The organism is Nocardioides sp. Leaf285 (assembly GCF_001422955.1).
Taxonomy (GTDB): Bacteria; Actinomycetota; Actinomycetes; order Propionibacteriales; family Nocardioidaceae; genus Nocardioides; species Nocardioides kribbensis.
In genome coordinates, this window is sequence record NZ_LMNH01000002.1 from 425,574 (window position 1) to 444,710 (window position 19,137).

At 74.9% G+C, this 19,137-nt stretch carries 16 protein-coding genes; 7 read left to right on the top strand and 9 right to left on the bottom strand.

Annotated features, from left to right (window positions below; genetic code table 11):
* Window positions 1–23 precede the first annotated feature (23 nt).
* The gene (gene fbaA / locus ASF47_RS07210; protein ID WP_056863316.1) at window positions 24–1,055 is read left to right on the top strand and encodes a class II fructose-bisphosphate aldolase; all 1,032 of its coding nucleotides are present in this window, start codon (window positions 24–26) and stop codon (window positions 1,053–1,055) included.
* Between the two features lie 118 nt (window positions 1,056–1,173).
* Here the strand turns inward: fbaA and ASF47_RS07215 are convergent, their stop codons facing one another.
* The 4 genes from ASF47_RS07215 to ASF47_RS07230 all read right to left on the bottom strand — a co-directional run bounded on the left by ASF47_RS07215 (window position 1,174) and on the right by ASF47_RS07230 (window position 3,068).
* Window positions 1,174–1,587: a hypothetical protein gene (locus ASF47_RS07215; protein WP_056863317.1), complete on the bottom strand. Its 414-nt coding sequence runs from the start codon at window positions 1,585–1,587 to the stop codon at window positions 1,174–1,176.
* Window position 1,588: 1 nt separating this feature from the next.
* Window positions 1,589–1,936, bottom strand: a complete 348-nt coding sequence (locus ASF47_RS07220) for a hypothetical protein (RefSeq protein ID WP_056863318.1) — start codon at window positions 1,934–1,936, stop codon at window positions 1,589–1,591.
* Between the two features lie 54 nt (window positions 1,937–1,990).
* Window positions 1,991–2,560: a hypothetical protein gene (locus ASF47_RS07225; protein ID WP_056863319.1), complete on the bottom strand. Its 570-nt coding sequence runs from the start codon at window positions 2,558–2,560 to the stop codon at window positions 1,991–1,993.
* 172 nt (window positions 2,561–2,732) lie between these two features.
* Window positions 2,733–3,068: a hypothetical protein gene (locus ASF47_RS07230; RefSeq protein ID WP_056863320.1), complete on the bottom strand. Its 336-nt coding sequence runs from the start codon at window positions 3,066–3,068 to the stop codon at window positions 2,733–2,735.
* Window positions 3,069–3,158: 90 nt separating this feature from the next.
* On the opposite strand from ASF47_RS07230, the gene ASF47_RS07235 reads away from it, so the two are divergent.
* Window positions 3,159–3,587 carry a DUF3151 domain-containing protein gene (locus ASF47_RS07235; protein ID WP_082500095.1) on the top strand — a complete coding sequence of 143 codons (429 nt, stop codon included), beginning with the start codon at window positions 3,159–3,161 and terminating at the stop codon, window positions 3,585–3,587.
* A 22-nt stretch (window positions 3,588–3,609) separates the two neighbouring features.
* On the opposite strand, the gene lysS is transcribed toward ASF47_RS07235, so the two are convergent.
* Window positions 3,610–5,367, bottom strand: a complete 1,758-nt coding sequence (gene lysS / locus ASF47_RS07240; RefSeq protein WP_056863322.1) for a lysine--tRNA ligase — start codon at window positions 5,365–5,367, stop codon at window positions 3,610–3,612.
* A gap of 187 nt (window positions 5,368–5,554) precedes the next feature.
* Between lysS and ASF47_RS07245 the strand changes: the two genes are divergently transcribed.
* Entirely contained in the window at window positions 5,555–6,550 is a 996-nt protein-coding gene (locus ASF47_RS07245; protein WP_056863323.1) for a helix-turn-helix transcriptional regulator, read from the top strand.
* Window positions 6,551–6,557: 7 nt separating this feature from the next.
* On the opposite strand, the gene ASF47_RS07250 is transcribed toward ASF47_RS07245, so the two are convergent.
* Window positions 6,558–7,475, bottom strand: coding sequence for a diacylglycerol/lipid kinase family protein (locus ASF47_RS07250; protein ID WP_056863324.1), 918 nt, complete (start codon window positions 7,473–7,475; stop codon window positions 6,558–6,560).
* 155 nt (window positions 7,476–7,630) lie between these two features.
* On the opposite strand from ASF47_RS07250, the gene ASF47_RS07255 reads away from it, so the two are divergent.
* Window positions 7,631–8,941 carry an adenylosuccinate synthase gene (locus ASF47_RS07255; RefSeq protein ID WP_251535168.1) on the top strand — a complete coding sequence of 437 codons (1,311 nt, stop codon included), beginning with the start codon at window positions 7,631–7,633 and terminating at the stop codon, window positions 8,939–8,941.
* A gap of 52 nt (window positions 8,942–8,993) precedes the next feature.
* On the opposite strand, the gene ASF47_RS07260 is transcribed toward ASF47_RS07255, so the two are convergent.
* Both ASF47_RS07260 and ASF47_RS07265 read right to left on the bottom strand, forming a co-directional pair.
* Window positions 8,994–11,099 carry a serine/threonine-protein kinase gene (locus ASF47_RS07260; RefSeq protein ID WP_056863325.1) on the bottom strand — a complete coding sequence of 702 codons (2,106 nt, stop codon included), beginning with the start codon at window positions 11,097–11,099 and terminating at the stop codon, window positions 8,994–8,996.
* The gene (locus ASF47_RS07265; RefSeq protein WP_056863326.1) at window positions 11,096–13,375 is read right to left on the bottom strand and encodes a serine/threonine-protein kinase; all 2,280 of its coding nucleotides are present in this window, start codon (window positions 13,373–13,375) and stop codon (window positions 11,096–11,098) included. The genes ASF47_RS07260 and ASF47_RS07265 overlap by 4 nt, the downstream gene beginning before the upstream one ends.
* Window positions 13,376–13,604: 229 nt before the next feature.
* On the opposite strand from ASF47_RS07265, the gene purD reads away from it, so the two are divergent.
* From purD to purB, 3 genes are all read left to right on the top strand, one after another.
* Entirely contained in the window at window positions 13,605–14,858 is a 1,254-nt protein-coding gene (gene purD / locus ASF47_RS07270) for a phosphoribosylamine--glycine ligase (protein WP_056863571.1), read from the top strand.
* A 480-nt stretch (window positions 14,859–15,338) separates the two neighbouring features.
* A complete protein-coding gene (locus tag ASF47_RS07275; RefSeq protein ID WP_156697786.1) occupies window positions 15,339–16,001 on the top strand; it encodes a hypothetical protein in 663 nt (220 codons plus the stop codon).
* Between the two features lie 61 nt (window positions 16,002–16,062).
* The gene (gene purB / locus ASF47_RS07280; RefSeq protein WP_156697787.1) at window positions 16,063–17,490 is read left to right on the top strand and encodes an adenylosuccinate lyase; all 1,428 of its coding nucleotides are present in this window, start codon (window positions 16,063–16,065) and stop codon (window positions 17,488–17,490) included.
* 72 nt (window positions 17,491–17,562) lie between these two features.
* Here purB and ASF47_RS07285 read toward each other — a convergent pair whose 3' ends face one another.
* Window positions 17,563–19,038, bottom strand: coding sequence for an MFS transporter (locus ASF47_RS07285; RefSeq protein ID WP_235557526.1), 1,476 nt, complete (start codon window positions 19,036–19,038; stop codon window positions 17,563–17,565).
* Between the last annotated feature and the right edge of the window lie 99 nt (window positions 19,039–19,137).

Genomic DNA, 19,137 nt, shown 5'->3' on the forward strand with positions numbered 1-19,137 from the left:
GACCCCGCCCGAGGAGACCCGCCGTGCCCATCGCCACCCCCGAGATCTACGCCCAGATGCTCGACACCGCCAAGGAGCGGGGCTTCGCCTTCCCGGCGATCAACGTGTCGTCGTCGCAGACGCTCAACGCCGCGCTCAAGGGCTTCGCCGACGCCGGGTCCGACGGCATCATCCAGGTCTCGACCGGCGGTGCGGAGTACCTCTCGGGCCCCTCGGTGAAGAACATGGTGACCGGCTCGGTCGCCTTCGCGGCCTACGCCGCCGAGGTCGCCAAGGCCTACCCCGTCAACATCGCGCTGCACACCGACCACTGCCCGAAGGACAAGCTCGACGGCTTCGTGCGCCCGCTGCTCGACCTCTCCGCCGAGCGGGTCAAGGGCGGCCAGCTGCCGCTGTTCCAGTCGCACATGTGGGACGGCAGCGCCGTGCCGCTGGAGGAGAACCTCGTCATCGCCGAGGAGCTGCTCGCCAAGGCCGCCGCGGCCCACATCATCCTCGAAGTCGAGATCGGTGTCGTCGGCGGCGAGGAGGACGGCGTCGCCAACGAGATCAACGAGCAGCTCTACACCACGCCCGAGGACGCCCTCGCCACGATCGAGGCCCTCGGCGCCGGCGAGAAGGGTCGCTACATGACCGCCCTGACCTTCGGCAACGTCCACGGCGTCTACAAGCCGGGCAACGTCAAGCTGCGCCCCGAGATCCTCAAGGCCGCGCAGGAGGCCGTCGCGCAGAAGCTGGGCCTCGCCGCCGACGCCAAGCCCTTCGACCTGGTCTTCCACGGCGGCTCCGGTTCCTCGGCCGAGGAGATCGGCGCGGCCGTCGACTACGGCGTGGTGAAGATGAACGTCGACACCGACACCCAGTACGCCTTCACCCGCCCCGTCGCCGCCCACATGTTCAGCAACTACGACGGCGTGCTCAAGGTCGACGGCGAGGTCGGCAACAAGAAGGCCTACGACCCCCGTGCATGGGGCAAGGCCGCCGAGGCGGGCATGGCCGCCCGCATCGTCGAGGCCTGCGAGCACCTGCGCTCCTCCGGCAAGGCCGTCTCCTGACCTGCGCTGACCTGCGCTGACCTGCGCTGACCTGCGCTGACGCGTTCGGCGCCCGACGACGCCCCGGCCGACCGGCCGGGGCGTCGTGCTCCGCTCGCGGCGACCGGCCGCGCCGGGCTCAGGACCCGTCGGGTCCTGCGGCGGGTCGCGGCGGCCGCCGGTCGGGACCACGGGGATCGTCGACGTCACGGGGGGCGGGCGAGTCGGCGAAGGCCTGCGCGAGCTCCTCGCCGCGCTCGTCCTGGGCGCGCTGGACCATCGCGTCGCGCAGCGAGCCGTGCTCGCCCTGACCGCGCAGCATCTGCTCCCAGTCGGCCCGCCCCCGACGGACCTCGTCGGCGAAGTCCTGCATCTCGCGGCCCATCGCGCCTCGCTCGGCGGCCTCCTGCAGCGCCCGCCGGTCGTCGGCGTCGACGAGGGGCCCACGGCGCAGCTCGTCGAGCTCGGCACGCCCTGCGGCCAGCGCCTCGGTCAGCTCGGCGGAGGCCCGGCGCAGGTCCTCGGTGATCGCGGCGTAGCGCTCGCGGTCCACGTCACACCGCCAACGGCTTGGGCGGCAGCGAGGAGACGGTGAGGTCGCTGACGAGCATCTCGATGAAGCTCTTCACCGTCCGGATGAGCGAGAACAGCATCCGCAGGTAGGCCGTCGCCTTGCTGGCCGTCTTGTAGGCGTCCCAGGCCTTCTGGATGAACTTCGCCTGGCCGTAGACGGGGATGTACTGCAGCGCCCACGCGCTCGTGATCAGGTCGACGGCGAGTCGGACGCAGTCCACCACGAACTGGGCCGTGCTGACCGCCTGGGCCGCCACCTCCTTCAGGTGCTCCCCGAGCGTGGCCAGGCCGGTGCTCTGGTCCTGCAGGGCGGGCGTCCAGCCGTACATGCCGGCGGCGTGGGAGTTGGCGGCCTGTCCGCTCCAGGTCTCGAAGACCCGGATCTAGCCGGCCGTGACGTTCTGCTCGCAGCTGTCGAGGCGCCCGGAGACGATCTCCCAGCAGCGGGCCTGGGTCGACAGGCCCACGACGTCGCCGGCGATCCAGTCGGTGACCTCGGCCCTGAGGTCCCACCCGCAGAACTTCTCGAGCGCCCAGCACAGCTCGTCGAGCATGAACCCGAAGGAGACCTCCGGCAGCTCGCTCTCGCTCGGGTAGGGGTTCTCCAGGTAGCTGAGGGGTGAGACCTTCGCGAAGGCGGCCGTGTTGGTGCCGCTGCCGCCGCTGACGCCACCGCCTCCGCCGAAGGAGCCGGCCACCGCTCCGTCGGTGCGGCCGAAGTCGAGCGCCTGCTGGTCGAGCGCCACGGCGTAGCTGCCCATCAGCGTGGCGTTCTCCGCGAGCAGCTCCTTGAGCTGGGGGAGGAGGGTGGCGTAGTCGTCGGTGAGGTCCTCGACGATCTTGCCGAAGTCGGCGTCGGTGCAGTAGGTCTCCACCTGGGTGTGGATCGTGCTGAGGTCGAAGCGGATCTCGTCGACGAGCTGGGCATAGCCGCGCAGGTCGGGCAGGTCCACTCTCAGCTCTCCGGCCGATCCTGTGGTCTCGGGGGCTCTCACCACGGCTGGCTCCTGGGGGGTCGAGGGTGGCACGACGGTGCCCGCGCGCGAGGCACGGCAAACGCGTCGTACGGCGCGCCCGTCGCCCCGGCCGCCGGAGCGGTCGCGTGGTCTGGACCGGTGGGGCCGCTCAGGCCGCGGCGCGGTGCTGGCCGAGCATGACCGCCAGCAGGCCGCCGCACACGAGGAGCACCACGGCGATCAGCAGCCACTGCCGGGCGCGGCGCCAGCGGCCCAGCCCGGCCACCAGGAGCGCGAGGGCGCCGAGCGTGCCGGCCACGAGGCCGCCCGCGCGGACGGTGTCGTCGGCGTCGGTGGTCGCACCGCCGAGGGCGCAGAGCAGTGCCACGAAGGCGGCGACCCGGAGGGCCAGCTGGCGACCGACGTCCTCGCCGACGTAGCCGGCGAGATCGCGCCCGCTCGCGTCGTCGGGGATCTGGTCGGGATCGAGGGGAGGGCGTGCCATGGGCCACAGTGTGCCCGGCGACCCTGTCCTCGTGGGGGGGCGCAGACCCCGCCGGGGACGCGCGTCGCGCCCGGGGGACACAATGCACCCATGAGCCCCGTGACCCCCGGCATGGACCTGATGGCCGGTCCGCCGCCCACCCACCTGCCCGCCGACCCCGCCACGACCGCGCTCGCCGCGGGCGAGTCGCCGACCGACGTCGTACGCCACCACCCGGCGTCCCCGTCGGCGTGGGCGGCGCTCGCCACCGAGGCCGCCGCGGCCGACGCCGACGCCGTGGTCGTCTACGCCTACTCCCGGGTCGGCTACCACCGCAGCCTCGACCTGCTGCGTCGCAACGGCTGGAAGGGCCACGGGCCCGTGCCGTGGGAGCACGAGCCCAACCGCGGCTTCCTGGTCTGCCTGTCGCTGCTGGCCAAGTCGGCCCGCGCCATCGGCGAGACCGACGAGTGGGAGCGCTGCCGCGACTTCCTGCGCGACTCCAGCCCCACCGGCTACGCCGCGCTCCTCGGCGACTGACGCGGGCGGCGCCCACCCCGCCCTACGTCGGCGGGGTGAGCAGCCGCCGGACGGTGTCGGAGCCCAGGGCCAGGAAGAGCGTGGGCAGGCGCGGGCCGCGGTCGGCGTCGACGAGCAGGTTGTAGAGCAGCTTGAAGAACGCCTTCTGGTCGGCCTTGACCTGGTCGGTCGGGGCGTCGTCGAGACCCAGGCCCCGACCCAGCTTCGGCACGCCGTAGACCAGCGTGGTGGTCTCGTCGAGGTCGAGACGGTCGGGCAGCCGGTCGAGGAGGTGGCGCAGCCACAGCTCCTCGTCGTCGCCGAGCCGGGCCAGCCGGGCGGCGTCGGGCTCGGTGCGCACGGTGGTGCGCTCCGACTCGGGTACGTACTCGCCGGTCCAGGTCATGGCGCGGCCCAGCCGCGGCTCGAGGTCCTCGACGGAGTCGTGGTCGTGGCCGACCTCGCGCACGATGCGGCTGATGAGGTCGGCGCTGCCCGCGGTCACGTCGGCCACCGACGAGAGCAGGCGGAAGGGCACCACGACCGCGGGCACCGGCAGGCGGCCGGCCGTCGCGGTCTCGCTGGCGCGCTCGAAGGCCAGCACCTGCGCGTCGCGCTTGGCGGGGTCGGCGGCCTTGCGGCCCAGTGCGTCCCACTCGTCGTAGAGGCGCACCACCTCCGGGCCGAAGTCGACGTTGAAGGCCTGCTTGGGCTGGCGGCGCACGTAGAGCCAGCGCAGCACCGGCGCCTCGAGGATCTGCAGGGCGTCGGCCGCGGTCGGCACGCCACCGCGCGAGGAGGACATCTTGACCTGCCCGCCGGCGCCGACGAAGGAGTAGCCGACGAACGACGGGGCGCGGCCGTCGTAGAGCTTCACCAGCTCCTTGCCCACGGTGTAGGACGACCCCGGGCTGGCGTGGTCGACGCCGCCGGGCTCGAAGTCGACGCCCTCGACGGCCCAGCGCATCGGCCAGTCGACCTTCCAGACCAGCTTGCCCTCGTCCTGGGTGCGCAGGTTGGTGACGCCCTCGAAGGGGCACGAGGTGCAGGTGTAGGCCAGGTCGGCGGAGTCGTCGTCGTAGGACGTGATGATCGTGGTGTCGCGCCCGCAGTCGCGGCAGTAGGGCTTGTAGGGGAAGCGCGCGAGGTCGTTGGTGGCGCCGAGGCCCGAGGGGTTGCCGTCGTCGCCGTCGTTGGCGACCGAGTCGGCGAGCGCCGCGGCCTCCTCGGCCGACTCGGCGGCCTCGCTGAGCGGGGCGGCCTTGGTGCGGTAGCGCGCCATCACGGTCTCGATGCGGTCGCGCTGGGCCACGGCGTGCAGGATCTGCTCGCGGTAGGCCCCCGCGCGGTAGCGCTCGGTCTGGGAGACCTCCTCCATCTCCACGCCGAGGGCGCGCAGCGAGGCCACGAGCGGCTCCTTGAAGTGATCGGCCCACGAGTCGTGGCACTCCCACGGGTCGGGCACGCCCGAGAGCGGGCGCCCGATGTGGTCGGCCCACGACGGGTCCACCCCGGCGGGGACCTTGCGGAAGCGGTCGTAGTCGTCCCAGCTGTGCAGGTGGCGCACGGGCAGCCCGCGGCGTGCGAGCTCGTCGGCGACGAAGTGCACGGTGAGGAACTCGCGCAGGTTGCCCAGGTGCACCGGCCCCGACGGGCTCGCCCCCGAGGCGCAGGTGATCGGCCGCCCCGACTCCGGGGTCCAGCCTCCCTGCTCGGCGTGGCGCACGGCGTCGTCGGCCGCGCGGGTGACCCAGTCGACGGGAGCCTGGGGGGCCCCGTCTCGTGCTGTGCCTCGTGCCATCGGGGTGCTGCTCCTGCTCTCGTCCGTGACGGCCCGCAGGGGCGCGTCGGACGGCGTGGTGGGACCGGTCGGGACGTCTCGCGGGCCCGCGGTGGGACGCCCCAACGCTACCGGAGCCGCGCCACTGGCCCGCCCCGGCCACGAGGAACCATGGCGGTGGGGGACGAGCGGCACTAACATGCCACGGATGCCCACCCGGACCCCCGCCACGCTGATGGCCGCCCTCGGCTTCCCCAAGCACGTGGACCGCCTCCACCAGCAGCTGCTGGGCCATTCCGGGCGCGAGCTCGTCTCGGTCGCGGCCGCGCTGCTCCAGACGCCCGAGGAGCTGATGAGCGCCCTCGAGCCGCTGTGCGACGCCGGCGTGGTGCGGGTGGAGGAGTCGCGGGTCTTCGTGGCCAGCGCCCCCGAGGTGGTCGCCCGCATCCTCGCCGCGCAGGCGGCGAGCGCGGCGGTCGTGCAGGCCGAGCTCGAGAGCGTCGCGGCGGCCCTGCCGTTCCTCACCGGCAGCGGGGCCCGGCCCGCCGAGGGCGAGGTGCACGACGTGCAGCCGCTCGACGGCGAGATCAGCAGCGGCGGCAACCCGATCCCGCTGCTCACCGCGCTCATGGTGCAGAGCCGCGGCGACCTGCTCTGGCTGCGCCCCGACCAGTGGCGCCACCCCTCGGAGGACGCGATGGGCGACTTCATCGGCGGCCTGGTGAGCGGGGGTCGCAGCTCACGGGCGATCTATCCCGTGCGCGCGCTGACCGAGGCCCGCGCGACGCTCAACCACCGCGTCGAGAAGGGCGAGGTGATCCGGGTGCTGCCGACGATCCCGACCCGCATGTTCATCATCGGCACGACCCACGCCGTGCTCCCCGAGCCGCTGGGCCAGGTCGACGAGCCGCGCTCCCTGATCCGCCAGCCGGGCCTGGTGAAGGCGCTGACCTACTGGTTCGAGGCGCTGTGGGACCGCGCGGCGCCGGTGAGCGCGCTGACCGGGGAGGCCGAGCCGCGCAGCGACATGCAGCGCTTCCTGGTGCAGCAGCTGGCCAGCGGCTCCCAGGACGAGCAGATCGCCCGCCGGCTCGGGGTCAGCCTGCGCACCGTGCGTCGCCGGGTCGCCGACCTCATGATCGAGCTCGGCGCCGAGTCGCGCTTCCAGGCCGGGGTCGAGGCGGCCCGGCGCGGGTGGCTCTGACGGTGCCTCAGCGGTGCGGCAGCACCATCGAGTAGGCGCCGGGCTCGAGGTGCCAGGTGCGCTGGCGCTCGGGACCGTAGATCTCGCCGTCGGCGGAGCAGTAGAAGGGCTCCCCGGCGATGGAGACGGTGCGACCGGTCAGGGAGATCACGTCGTCGCGCTCCTCGTGGCGCCCGAGCAGCAGGCCCGCGGCGTACCCGAAGCGCGCCAGGGGGCCGATCGAGCGCGAGACCATCACGTCGAGGCGCCCGTCGGTGGTCTCGGCCTCGGGGTTGAGCGAGGTGCCGCCGCCGACGTCGGAGCCGTTGCCGACGGCCACCATGAGCACGGGCTGGTCGAGGTCGACCACGCACTCGCCGTCGACCTCGACGCGCAGCCGCACGAAGGGCGGCTTGTACGCCGCGAGCGCCGCACCGATCGGGTAGCCGAGCTTGCCCAGGTTGACCTTGCCGACGCCGATCGAGCCGAGCCGGTCCTTCCACCGCGTGGCGCGGCGGCTGGCCTGCGCGCCGGCGCCGGCGTGGACGTTGTTGACGACGATCTCGCCGACCTCGTCGACGATGAGGTCGACGCGGCGCACCTCGCCGGTGAGCAGGACGCGGGCGGCCTCCTCGATGTCGAGGGGGATGTCGTTGCCGCGGGCGAAGTCGTTGCCGGTGCCCAGCGGCAGCAGGCCGAGCACGGCGTCGGCCAGCTCGTGGCGGCGGTGGAGCGCGGCCACGACGGCGTGCATGCTGCCGTCGCCGCCGGCCACGACGATGCGACGCGACCCGGCGCGGTGCAGGACGCCGTTGAGCTCACCGGGGTCGGAGGTGGCGGCCACCTCGACGGAGGTCTCGGCGCGCAGGATGTCGAGGGCCCGCTCGAGGGTCTCCTCGTCCGACGTGCCGGCGCCGCTGTTGGTGATGACGAGAAGGGGCTCCACACCGCGACAGTAGTGGAGCGGGCGGTCGGGCGCCGACCTGCGGTAGCGTGTGGCCGCAAGAGCTCCGGTGCACTTGTGCCCGGGGCTCTCGCGTTTCCGCTCCGAGCGCGTCAGGTGCGCCGGGTCGGAGGAGTCCAGCACGCCTAGAACCGGAAGTGAGCGAGCAGATGCCCGCGATCGCCATCATCGGTGCCCAGTGGGGTGACGAGGGGAAGGGCAAGGCCACCGACCTGCTCGGCTCCAGCGTCGACTACGTCGTGAAGTTCAACGGCGGCAACAACGCCGGCCACACCGTCGTCATCGGCCAGCCCGACGGCAGCGAGGAGAAGTACGCCCTCCACCTGCTGCCCAGCGGCATCCTGACCCCCGGCTGCACGCCGGTGATCGGCAACGGCGTCGTCGTCGACCTCAAGGTGCTCTTCGAGGAGATCGAGGGCCTCGAGGCCCGCGGCGTCGACACCAGCGGCCTGGTGGTCAGCGCCAGCGCGCACGTCATCGCCGACTACAACCGCACCGTCGACAAGGTCACCGAGCGCTTCCTCGGCTCGCGTCGCCTCGGCACGACCGGGCGCGGCATCGGCCCGACCTACGCCGACAAGATGAACCGCATCGGCATCCGGGTGCAGGACATCTTCGACGAGAAGATCCTGCGCCAGAAGATCGAGGGCGCCCTGGAGCTCAAGGGCCAGGTGCTGACGAAGATCTACAACCGTCGCGCCCCCTCGGTCGACGAGACCCTCGAGGAGCTGCTGCAGTACGCCGACCGGCTGCGCCCGATGGTCCGCGACACCGGCCTGCTGCTCAACCAGGCCCTCGACCGCGGCGAGACCGTGCTGCTCGAGGCCGGCCAGGCCACCCTGCTCGACGTCGACCACGGCACCTACCCCTTCGTCACGTCGTCGTCGGCGACCGCCGGCGGCGCCTGCACCGGCTCGGGCATCCCGCCGATGCGGATGGACCAGGTGATCGGCATCGTGAAGGCCTACACCACGCGCGTCGGCGAGGGCCCCTTCCCGACCGAGCTCTTCGACGACGCCGGCGAGCACCTGCGCAAGGTCGGCGCCGAGTACGGCACCACGACCGGTCGCCCGCGGCGCTGCGGCTGGTACGACGCCGTCATCGCCCGCTACGCCGCCCGCGTCAACGGCGTCACCGACTTCGTGCTCACCAAGCTCGACGTGCTGACCGGTCTGGAGCAGGTGCCGGTCTGCGTGGCCTACGACGTCGGCGGGGTCCGCCACGACGAGATGCCGGTCAACCAGACCGACTTCCACCACGCCGTGCCGATCTACGAGTACCTCCCCGGCTGGTGGGAGGACCTCAGCGCCTGCCGCACCTTCGAGGACCTGCCCGCCAACGCCCAGGCCTACGTGCGCGCGGTGGAGAAGATGTCGGGCGCGCGCATCTCGGTCGTCGGCGTCGGTCCCTCGCGCGAGGCGACCGTCGTGGTGCACCCGCTGGTCTGACCGGTCCCGGACGAGCCCGGTGCGACCGTCCCGTGCCGGTGCCCGGTGCGGCCTAGTACTGCCGCTCGGTCTCGGTGACGCGGTCCGCCACGGCCAGGACGACGCCGGGGTCGACCAGGGGCCACCGCGTGGCGGTGAGGGACGACTCGTCGGAGGACCCGCTGGAGGACTCGCTGGGGGAGCCGTCGAGCACGACGGCGCGCGGGCGCTCGACGCCGACGAGGGCCACCAGCTCGTCGGCGCCGTCGCCGTCGACGTCGGAGACCACGGCGTGCGGGGAGTAGCCGGCGTCGTCGTCGGCCGGTGCGAGCGCGCTCGCCCCGCCGAGCCCGTCCTCCCACGACCAGGCGCTCACCGCGAGGTCGGTGCCGACGTGCACGAGGGTGTCGGTGCCGTCGCCGTCGAGGTCGGCCTGCCGGAAGACGCCGGTGCCGTAGCCGGGCTCGTCGAGCACCAGCGTCTCGCCGACCTGCTCGAAGGAGTCGCCGCGCGACACCAGGCCGCGCAGCACGGTGGTGCGGCCGAGGGTGTCGACCTCCACGAGGTCGTCGCGACCGTCGCCGTCGAGGTCGCCGACGGTCCAGGTCGTGCTCGCGCCCGGTGACCGCTCGACCTCGGCCCAGGTCGCCTCGCGCTGCCAGTCCTCCTCGGCGGTGCTGAGCATCACCGTGACGGTGGCGGTGTCGTCGAGTGCGGTGCCGACGGCGAGGTCGTCGCGCCCGTCGCCGTCGAAGTCCCCGAGCGCGGCGGTGCCGGTGCCGTAGTCGAACGTGCCGACCTCCTCGGCGGGTGGCACGACCATCAGCGAGCTGCGGCGCGGCGCGGGATCACCCGCGTCGAGCGGGCCGGGCGCCACCGCGACGCGCAGGCTCGAGCCGTCGCCGTCGACGGTGACCCGGTCGAGGACGCCGTCGCCGTCGACGTCGCCCAGCACCGTGCGGGGGTTGACCTCCGCGACCCGCTCCGCGTCGTCGACGGCCGCGCCGTCGGAGCGCTGCAGCTGCCCGCCGTCGAGGTCGAGCAGCAGCAGGTCGCCGAGGCCGTCGCCGTCGACGTCACCGCGCGCGGCGGGGTCCTCGCGGGCCGGGGCGGGGTCCGCGGGGAGCGGCAGGCCCGCGGCTGCGGCGGGACCGGTCGCCGGGCCGGACGCCGTGTCGCGCGGCGCGTCGTCGGGCCACAGCAGCAGGCCGGCGGCGACCGCCCCCGACGCGACGGCGAGGCCGAGCCCGGCGGCGGCCAGGCGACCCCGCCGCGACCGCCCCGCGGGCGGCGGGGGCCGCAGGGAGGCGCCCGACCCGGTCGAGCGCTCGTGCCCGCCGAGGCGGCGCAGGTCCTCGCGCAGCGCGGCGGCCCCGGGGTGGCGGTCGGCGGGGTCCTTGGCCAGGGCCCGGGCGAGCACGGGGTCGAAGGCGGCCTTGGCCGGGTGGCCCTCCGGCAGCTGGGGCACGGGGGCCGAGACGTGCGCCATCGCGACCTGCACGTCGCTGCCGGCGTAGGGCGGACGTCCGGTCAGCGCCTCCACGAGCAGGCAGCCCACGGCGTAGACGTCGCTGGCGGGGGTGGCGGGGGCGCCCCGGGTCAGCTCGGGGGCGAGGTAGCTCCAGGTGCCGGCGACCGCGCCGGGGGAGGTGAGGCCGCTCGACTCGGTGAGCGCGACACCGAAGTCGCACAGGTAGACGTGGGGCCGGTCGAGCCGGTCGTCGCGCAGGAGCACGTTGGCGGGTTTCACGTCGCGGTGCACCACGCCCACCGCGTGGGCCGCGACGAGGGCGTCGCAGACCTGCGCGACGACGGTGGCGGCCAGCTCGGGGCGCAGCGGGCCGTGCACGGCCAGCAGCCGGCCCAGGTCGCCGCCGGTGGCCAGCCGCGTCACGAGGTACGGCGACCCGGCGTGCTCGCCGTGCTCGTAGATGGCGATGACGTGCGGGGAGTCGAGCCGCGCCAGCACCGCCGCCTCGCGCTGGAAGCGGGCGGCGAAGGCGGGGGAGTCGGCGAGGGCGCCGCGCACGACCTTGATCGCGACGCGTCGCCCCAGGGAGGTGTCGGTGGCGGCGAAGACCTGGCCCATGCCGCCCACGCCGACGACGGCGTCGATGTGGTAGCTGCCCAGGGTGCTGCCGACGCGCAGGGGTCCGGCGCCGCCCGCGGGCCCGGTCACGGGACGGTCTGTCCCATCACGCTCTGCTCGAGGCGGTAGGTGAGGTCGGCGCTCCAGCTGGCCCACTCCTCGGTGTCGCCGAAGCGCTCGCCGTCGGAGCGCACGACCAGCACCTTGGCGGTGCGGTCGTCCTGCGGGCCCACGGCGAGCAGGTCGACGCGGCCGTCGCCGTCGACGTCGCTGAGGGTGAAGCGGGCCTGGAGGTCGCCGCCGTCGCCGGTGACGGAGTCGATGACCCCGGCGCCGACCGGCTCGCCGAGACCCTCCTCGCCGAGGCCGCGCACGGAGACCTCGAAGTAGTCCTCGCCGGTGCCGGACACGCTCACCAGCTCGTCGTCGCCGTCGGCGTCGACGTCACCCGCGAGCGTGGCGATGTCGAAGCCGTCCTCGCCGGTGCTGCTCGTGCCCTCGTCGAAGCCGTCGCCGGTGCCGAGGTAGAGGGTGGTGACCTGCTCGGGGTCGTCGGCCAGCGGGTCGGGGCTGGTCGAGACCACCACGTCGAGCAGGCCGTCGCCGTCGTAGTCGCCGGCCTCCACGGTGGGGGTGAGGTCCTCGCCCGGTCCGTCGACCTCCATGAGCGGCTCGGCCTCGCCGAAGCCGTCCTCGCCCTGGCCGTGGGCGACGAAGAACTCGTAGGGCCGGTCGGGCTCCCAGGCCAGCAGGAGCAGGTCGTCGAGGCCGTCGCCGTCCACGTCGCCGGCCCAGGGGGTGACGTTGCGGGCGTCGCTGGGGCGGTCGATGTTGAAGCCGAACTCGCCGCCGTCGGTGAGCCCGGCGGCGACGTAGATGCGCCGGTCCCGCCCGGCCGGCACGTAGACCGAGACGACCTCGCTGAGGCCGTTGCCGTCGACGTCGGCCAGCGTGATGGTGCGCAGGGTGCGGGCGCCCACGGCGTAGTCGCGCTCCGGCTGGGCCTCGAGCTGCTCACCGTCGGAGAGCAGGCTGGTGGAGAAGAAGCTGTAGATGTCGCCCTGCTGGACGGGGTAGATCGACACGGCGTCGCCCAGGCCGTCGGCGTCGATGTCGCCGGCGATCGGACCCTCCGGGGGCTCCGGGGCGGCGCTGGCCTGGTCGGTCGCCTCGGCCCCGCTCGCCCCGTCGCCGCTGTCGCCGCTGTCGCCGTCGGCGCCGGTGGCGGAGGAGGTCGACCCGTCGTCGGACCACGGCGTGGTGACCGCGAGGGCGGTGCCGCCGGCGACGAGCACGGCGAGGGCGGCGACGCCGGCCAGCACGAGCGGACGCCGGCCCCGGCCGGCCCCGCCCGACGAGGCGCCCCGCCCCGTCGCGCGGCGCCGGCCCGGGGTGGCGGCGGCGGCGGCCGCGGCGGCAGCGGCGGCGCTGGAGCCCGAGCCGGCGGAGCCGGAGGGGCCCGACGCCCCCGTGGGCGTGGCGGGAGCGGGCACGGGCACGGGGGTGATGCCGCTGCCGGGAGCGAGCGGGGTCGCCGCGGCGGCCAGGAGGTCCTGGCGCATGGCCTCGGCGTCGGGGTAGCGGTCGGCGGGGTCCTTGGCCATGCTGCGCGCCAGGATGGCGTTGGCCCACCGGGTGAAGTCGTCGCTGCCGGTGAGCTGGCGCACCGGGGAGGTCTGGTGGGCGATGGCGATCTCGACGTCGGAGCCGACGTAGGGGGCCGTGCCGGTGAGTGCCGCCCAGAAGAGGCAGCCCAGGGAGTAGAGGTCGGAGGCCGGGGTGGCCTCGCGGCCCTCGCCGCACTCGGGCGAGAGGTAGCTCCAGGTGCCGGCCACCGCGCCGGGGGCCGTCAGGTGGTCGGCCTCGTCGCCGGCGCGGGCGATGCCGAAGTCGCACAGGTAGACGTGGAGGTCGGCGGCGGTGGCGTCGCGCAGCAGCACGTTGCTGGGCTTGATGTCGCGGTGGACCACGCCGGCCCGGTGGGCGTCGGCGAGGGCGTCGGCGACCTGGGCGCACAGGGTCGCGGCCAGCTGCGGGGGCATGGGGCCGCGGGCGCGCAGCTGGCCGCCGAGGTCGCCGCCGGCGACGTACTGCGTCGCGATGTAGGGGCAGCCCTCGTGCTCGCCGTGGTCGTAGATCTCGATGACGTGGGGGGAGTCGAGCCGGGCCAGGAGGGTGGCCTCGCGGTCGAAGCGGCGCAGGAACTCCTCGGAGTCGCCCAGCTCGGCCGAGACGACCTTGAGGGCCACCTGGCGGTGCAGCGACAGGTCGGTGGCGCCGAGGACGACGCCCATGCCGCCCCGGCCGATCTCGTGGTCGATGCGGTAGCGGTCGAACTGGTCACCGACGCGGGGGAGTGAGGCCATGGTGGGCGTCCTTCCCCCTCGCAGGCGACCTGAACCCCGCCGGGAGCACCCGGCTCACCGGGGTCGCTGCGGCGCGGGGCGCCGGCGGCGGCCACTACCCTGGTGCACCGTGACCGACCCCTCGCCCCAGGACCCGACCCACGCTCCGCCCCAGGCCGCGTCTCGCGACGTCGCCGACGGCGGGACCGGTCCCGCACCCCACGTGACCGGCACCGTGCCGACCGGTCCGCTGACCTGCCTGGTCGTGGGCCCCGGTGGTCGCGAGCACGCGCTGGCCCGGGCCCTGGCCCACGACGCGGGCGTCGCCGCGGTGCACGCCGCCCCGGGCAACCCCGGCATCGCCGCCGTCGCCACGCTGCACGACGTGGACGCGCTCGACGGCGAGGCCGTCGCCGACCTCGCGGTGTCGCTGGGCGCCGACCTGGTCGTCGTCGGGCCCGAGGCGCCGCTGGTGGCCGGGGTCGCCGACGCCGTCCGCGCCCGTGGCATCGCGGTCTTCGGCCCGACCCGGGCCGCCGCCGAGCTCGAGGGGTCGAAGGCCTTCGCCAAGGACGTCATGGCCGCGGCCGGGGTGCCCACCGCGGCCGCCCGGGTGTGCACCTCCGCGGTCGAGGTGCAGGCCGCCCTCGACGCCTACGGCCCGCCCTACGTCGTCAAGGACGACGGCCTGGCCGCCGGCAAGGGGGTCGTGGTGACCCTCGACCGCGACGAGGCCGTCGAGCACGCCGCACGCTGCGGACGCGTGGTGATCGAGGAGTTCCTCGACGGCCCGGAGGTCTCGCTCTTCGCGATCACCGACGGCGCGACGGTCTACCCGCTCCAGCCGGCCCAGGACTTCAAGCGCATCGGCGACGGCGACGTCGGGCCCAACACCGGCGGCATGGGGGCCTACACCCCGCTGCCGTGGGCCCCCGACGACCTCGTCGAGGAGGTGCTGGCCACGGTGCTCCAGCCCACCGTCGACGAGATGGCCCGCCGCGGCACCCCCTTCGCCGGACTGCTGTACGCCGGGCTCGCCCTCACCTCGCGCGGCACCCGCGTGGTCGAGTTCAACGCCCGCTTCGGCGACCCGGAGACCCAGCCGCTGATGGCGCTGCTCGACTCGCCGCTCTCGCCGCTGCTGGTCGGCGCGGCCACCGGCACCTTGGCCGACGTCGCCCCGCCGGCGTGGCGCCCGGGCGCGGCCGTCGGGGTCGTGATGGCCAGTCGCGGCTACCCGGAGACCTCGTCGTCGGGCGACGTGATCGTCGGGATCGACGCGGCCGAGGCCCTGCCCGACGTGCACGTCGTCCAGGCCGGCACGGCCCTGCGCGACGGCGACCTCGTGACCGCCGGCGGTCGGGTGCTCGCGGTCGTCGCCACCGGGGCCGACCTGGCCGCCGCCCGCCGGGCGGCCTACGACGGGGTCGCCTCCGTCGACTTCCCCGGCGCGCAGCACCGCACCGACATCGCCGCAGGTGCCGCGGCGGGAGGCGGCGCCTGAGGTAGCGCCTGGGGTAGCGCCTGAGGTAGCGCCTGGGGTGGCGCCCGGCCTGCGACCGAGGCGGCTCGCGGCGATCGGGGCGTGAGAGCCCTCGCCGCCTCGCCGCCGAGGCCGCCGCGGCGCCGCACGCCTGCTGCGTGCCGGGCGTCTGGCCCCTGACGCGGTTCCCGGCTGCCTCGGGTCCGGCTGCCCCCGGGTCCCCGAGCCACCTGCAGGTCCCGGGGTGCGCGGGTCTGCGGCAGGCGGGCGGAGGGCGCCCGGGTCGCAAGCGCCCCGAGAGGCCTCGTCCGCGTGCTAGGGGGAGGGGCACGACCGTGCCCCTCCCCCTAGCACGCCGGCACCACCTCTCAGGGACTCCTTCCTGCTCGGGTCCCTCCGGTCGTCCCCGTGACCCTGTGACCTACCGCGCCCTCGCCCCGTCGTCCACAGGCCGCGCAGCGCGGCGTGCGGCGGGGGTCGCCGCCGTCGTAGCGTCCTGCCGTGTCCCACTCCGACGGCGGCTCCCCCGGGGACGCCCCCGGAGGCCCCGCGGGAGGCACCGAGGGCGACTCACCGGCTGCGTCCGAGCGGCGGGCCTGCCCGCTCATGACCGGGCGGGAGGCCACGGCGGCCCTGCGCCGGGCCGGGCTGCCCGAGCGCCAGGCCCGGGTGGTGCTCGCCTCGGGGCTCGCGGGGCGCCCCGACCGCGCCGGCTCGGCGCACCTCTTCGACGCCCACCGAGTGCTCGCCCTCGCGCGGCGGCGCGTGCCCACCGACGAGGAGCTGGCAGCGGCGTACCCGCTCGGGCTCTTCCTGGCCCGCCGCGTCGTGCCGGCCGACGCGTCCTGGGACGACCAGGCCGCGGGGCTGAGCCGGGAGTGGGCCATGTCGCCCTTCAGCGCGGTGATGCTCAAGGAGCGCGTGGGGCGCCAGGGCTTCCTCCCCCTGGTCGGCACCACCGGCGGCTTCGTGGCCGTCGCGGCCGAGATCCGCGCCGTCGTGCGGATCGGGAGCCGCACCAGCGACTTCCGGCTCGAGCCGCCCGGGCGGTGGGCGAGCGACCTGCTCGAGACCCGCCTCCCCGCGGGCCCCGGCCCCTCCTGGGTCTTCCTCGGCACCGGGTGGTCGGCCAACCGGCTGGTCCGGGCGCCCCGCGCCGGGTGAGGGGCGCGAGGAGGTCCGGCCCCGCCGTCGGGGAGCGAACGGGCGGCGCGACCGTGGGAGGATGAGGTACGTGACCGTGCCCAACGTCCTCGCCACCCGCTACGCCGCCGCCGACCTCGCCGAGATCTGGTCGCCCGAGCACAAGATCGTCCTCGAGCGGCGGCTGTGGATCGCTGTCCTCCGCGCCCAGCGCGACCTCGGGATCGCGGTGCCCGACGGCGTGGTCGAGGACTACGAGGCGGTCGTGGAGCAGGTCGACCTGGCCTCGATCGCCGCCCGCGAGCGGGTCACCCGCCACGACGTGAAGGCGCGCATCGAGGAGTTCTGCGCGCTGGCCGGCCACGAGCAGGTGCACAAGGGCATGACCTCGCGCGACCTGACCGAGAACGTCGAGCAGCTGCAGCTCAAGCAGTCGCTGGAGCTGCTGCGCGACCGGGCCGTGGCCACCGTCGCCCGTCTGGCCCGCCTGGCCGCCGAGCACCAGAGCACCGTGATGGCTGGCCGCTCGCACAACGTCGCCGCCCAGGCCACCACGCTGGGCAAGCGCTTCGCGACCGTCGCCGACGAGATGCTCATCGGCGTCGAGCGCGTCGAGGAGCTGCTCGCGCGCTACCCCCTGCGCGGCATCAAGGGCCCGATGGGCACCGCGCAGGACATGCTCGACCTGCTCGACGGCGACGCCACCAAGCTGGCCGCCCTGGAGCAGCGCGTGGCCGCCCACCTCGGCTTCGACCGGGTGCTGACCAGCGTCGGCCAGGTCTACCCCCGCTCGCTCGACTTCGACGTGCTCTCCGCCGTGGTGCAGCTGGTCGCCGGACCGTCCAACCTCGCCACGACGATCCGGCTGATGGCCGGCAACGAGATCGTCACCGAGGGCTTCAGGGAGGGCCAGGTCGGCTCCTCGGCCATGCCCCACAAGATGAACACCCGCTCCTGCGAGCGGGTCAACGGCCTCGCGGTGGTCACCCGCGGCTACCTCTCGATGGTCGGCGAGCTCGCCGGCGACCAGTGGAACGAGGGCGACGTCTCCTGCTCGGTGGTGCGCCGGGTGGCCCTGCCCGACGCCTTCTTCGCCGCCGACGGGCTCTTCCAGACCTTCCTCACCGTGCTCGACGAGTTCGGTGCGTTCCCCGCGGTGATCCAGCGCGAGCTCGACCGCTACCTGCCCTTCCTGGCCACCACGAAGGTCCTGATGAGCGCCGTGCGCAACGGCGTGGGCCGCGAGAGCGCCCACGAGGCGATCAAGGAGGCCGCGGTCGGGGTGGCCCTCGACATGCGCCGCGGCCAGGCCGACAACGACGTCTTCGCCCGCCTCGCCGCCGACGAGCGGCTCGGCCTGACCACCGAGCAGCTCGACGCGCTCGTGGCCGACCCGATCACCTTCACCGGCGCCGCGGTCGAGCAGGTCGAGCAGGTCTGCCGGCAGGTGGCCGCGCTGGTCGAGCGGCACCCGGCGGCGGCGGCGTACGCGCCCGGCGCCATCCTCTGACCGAGGCCCGCCTCGCCCCGGACCCGACCGTGGGCAGGGCACGGCAGGGCCCCTGCCGTGCCGGTGCCGGCCTCAGGCGCGGGCCCGCTCCAGGCGCAGCGCGCGTACGGCGAGCAGCAGCGCGACGCCCAGCAGCAGCACGCCGGTGAGCAGCGCCGCGCGCAGGCCCGCGCCGGGGGAGAAGGACCCCGCGACCACCTGGTAGACGGTCATCAGCAGCGCCGCGCCGATCGAGGCGCCGATGCGCTGGCCGGTCTGCAGTGCCCCACCGGCCGCGCCACCCATGCGGGGCGGCACGTCGGCGAGGGTGAGGGTGATGTTGGGGGAGACGACCGCGCCGCCGCCGAGGCCGGCCAGCAGCAGGGCGGGCGCCGCGAGCAGGACCAGCGTGGTGCCCTCGCGGCCCGGCGCCACGAGGGCCACGGCGACGACGCCGACCATGGTGGTGACCAGGGCGGCCACGGTGATCCGTCGGCCGACCGTCGAGATCCAGCGGCCCACCAGCGGGGCGCTGGTGGCCGAGCCGAGCGCGAAGGGCACCAGCAGCAGGCCGGCCATCAGCGGGGTCCAGCCCAGGCCCTCCTGGAGGTGCACCGAGAGCACGAGCAGGAGCCCGGTGAAGCCGGTGAAGTACAGCGTGCCGACGCTGAGGCCGCTGGCGTAGCCCGGCAGGCGGCGCAGCAGCGCGACGTCGAGCAGCGGCGGGTGCCCGCGGCCCACGGTGCGGCGCTCCCAGCGCACGAAGCCCCACGCGAAGAGGGGCACGCCGAGCAGGAGCAGCAGCGGCAGGCGCGCGCCGCTCTCGACGCTCACGACGGGGTAGAGCAGGCACAGCACCGTGGCGCCGAGCAGCAGCGCGCCGGGCACGTCGATGCGTGGGTCGTCGTCGTCCTCGCGGCGGACGCGCTTGGGCACCATCCGCACCACCGCGATCGCCGCGACGACGCCGATCGGCACGTTGATGAGGAAGAGCCAGCGCCAGCCGTCCTCCTCACCGGCGAGGGCGATGATCGCCCCGCCGATGACCGGGCCGGCCGCGGAGGCCGAGGAGACGGTGAACCCGAAGAGCCCGAAGGCACGGCCGCGCTCGGGACCGCGGAAGAGCTGCTGGATCAGACCGGAGTTCTGCGGGGTGAGCAGGCCGGCGGTGGCGCCCTGGAGGAGCCGCGCCGCGACCACCGTCTCCGCCGTCGGCGCGAGCCCCACCGCGGCGCTGGAGAGCACGAAGCCGGTGAGCCCGATCAGCATCAGCCGGCGACGGCCGTAGGCGTCGCCGAGGCGGCCGCCGGCCACCAGCACGAGGCCGAAGGTGAGCGCGTAGCCGGACACGACCCACTGGATGGTGCCGGCCGAGGTGTCGAGGCCGGCCTGCATCGAGGGCACGGCGACGTTGACGATGGAGACGTCGAGCAGCGACATGAAGCCGACCACCAGCGACACCCCGAGGATGCGCCAGCGGCGCGGGTCGGGCTCCCACTGCTCCTCGTCGTCGTGGTGGGAGGGGTGGTCCTCGCCGGTCGACGACCTCGGGACCACGCGCTCGCTCACACCCGCCAGCCTCCCCGACCGCCCAAGACCCGGAGGGGTGGGCCGCCCCGGCGGCGTGCGGCGGCGTGCGGCGGCGCCAGCAGATTTGCGGTGGGGCCC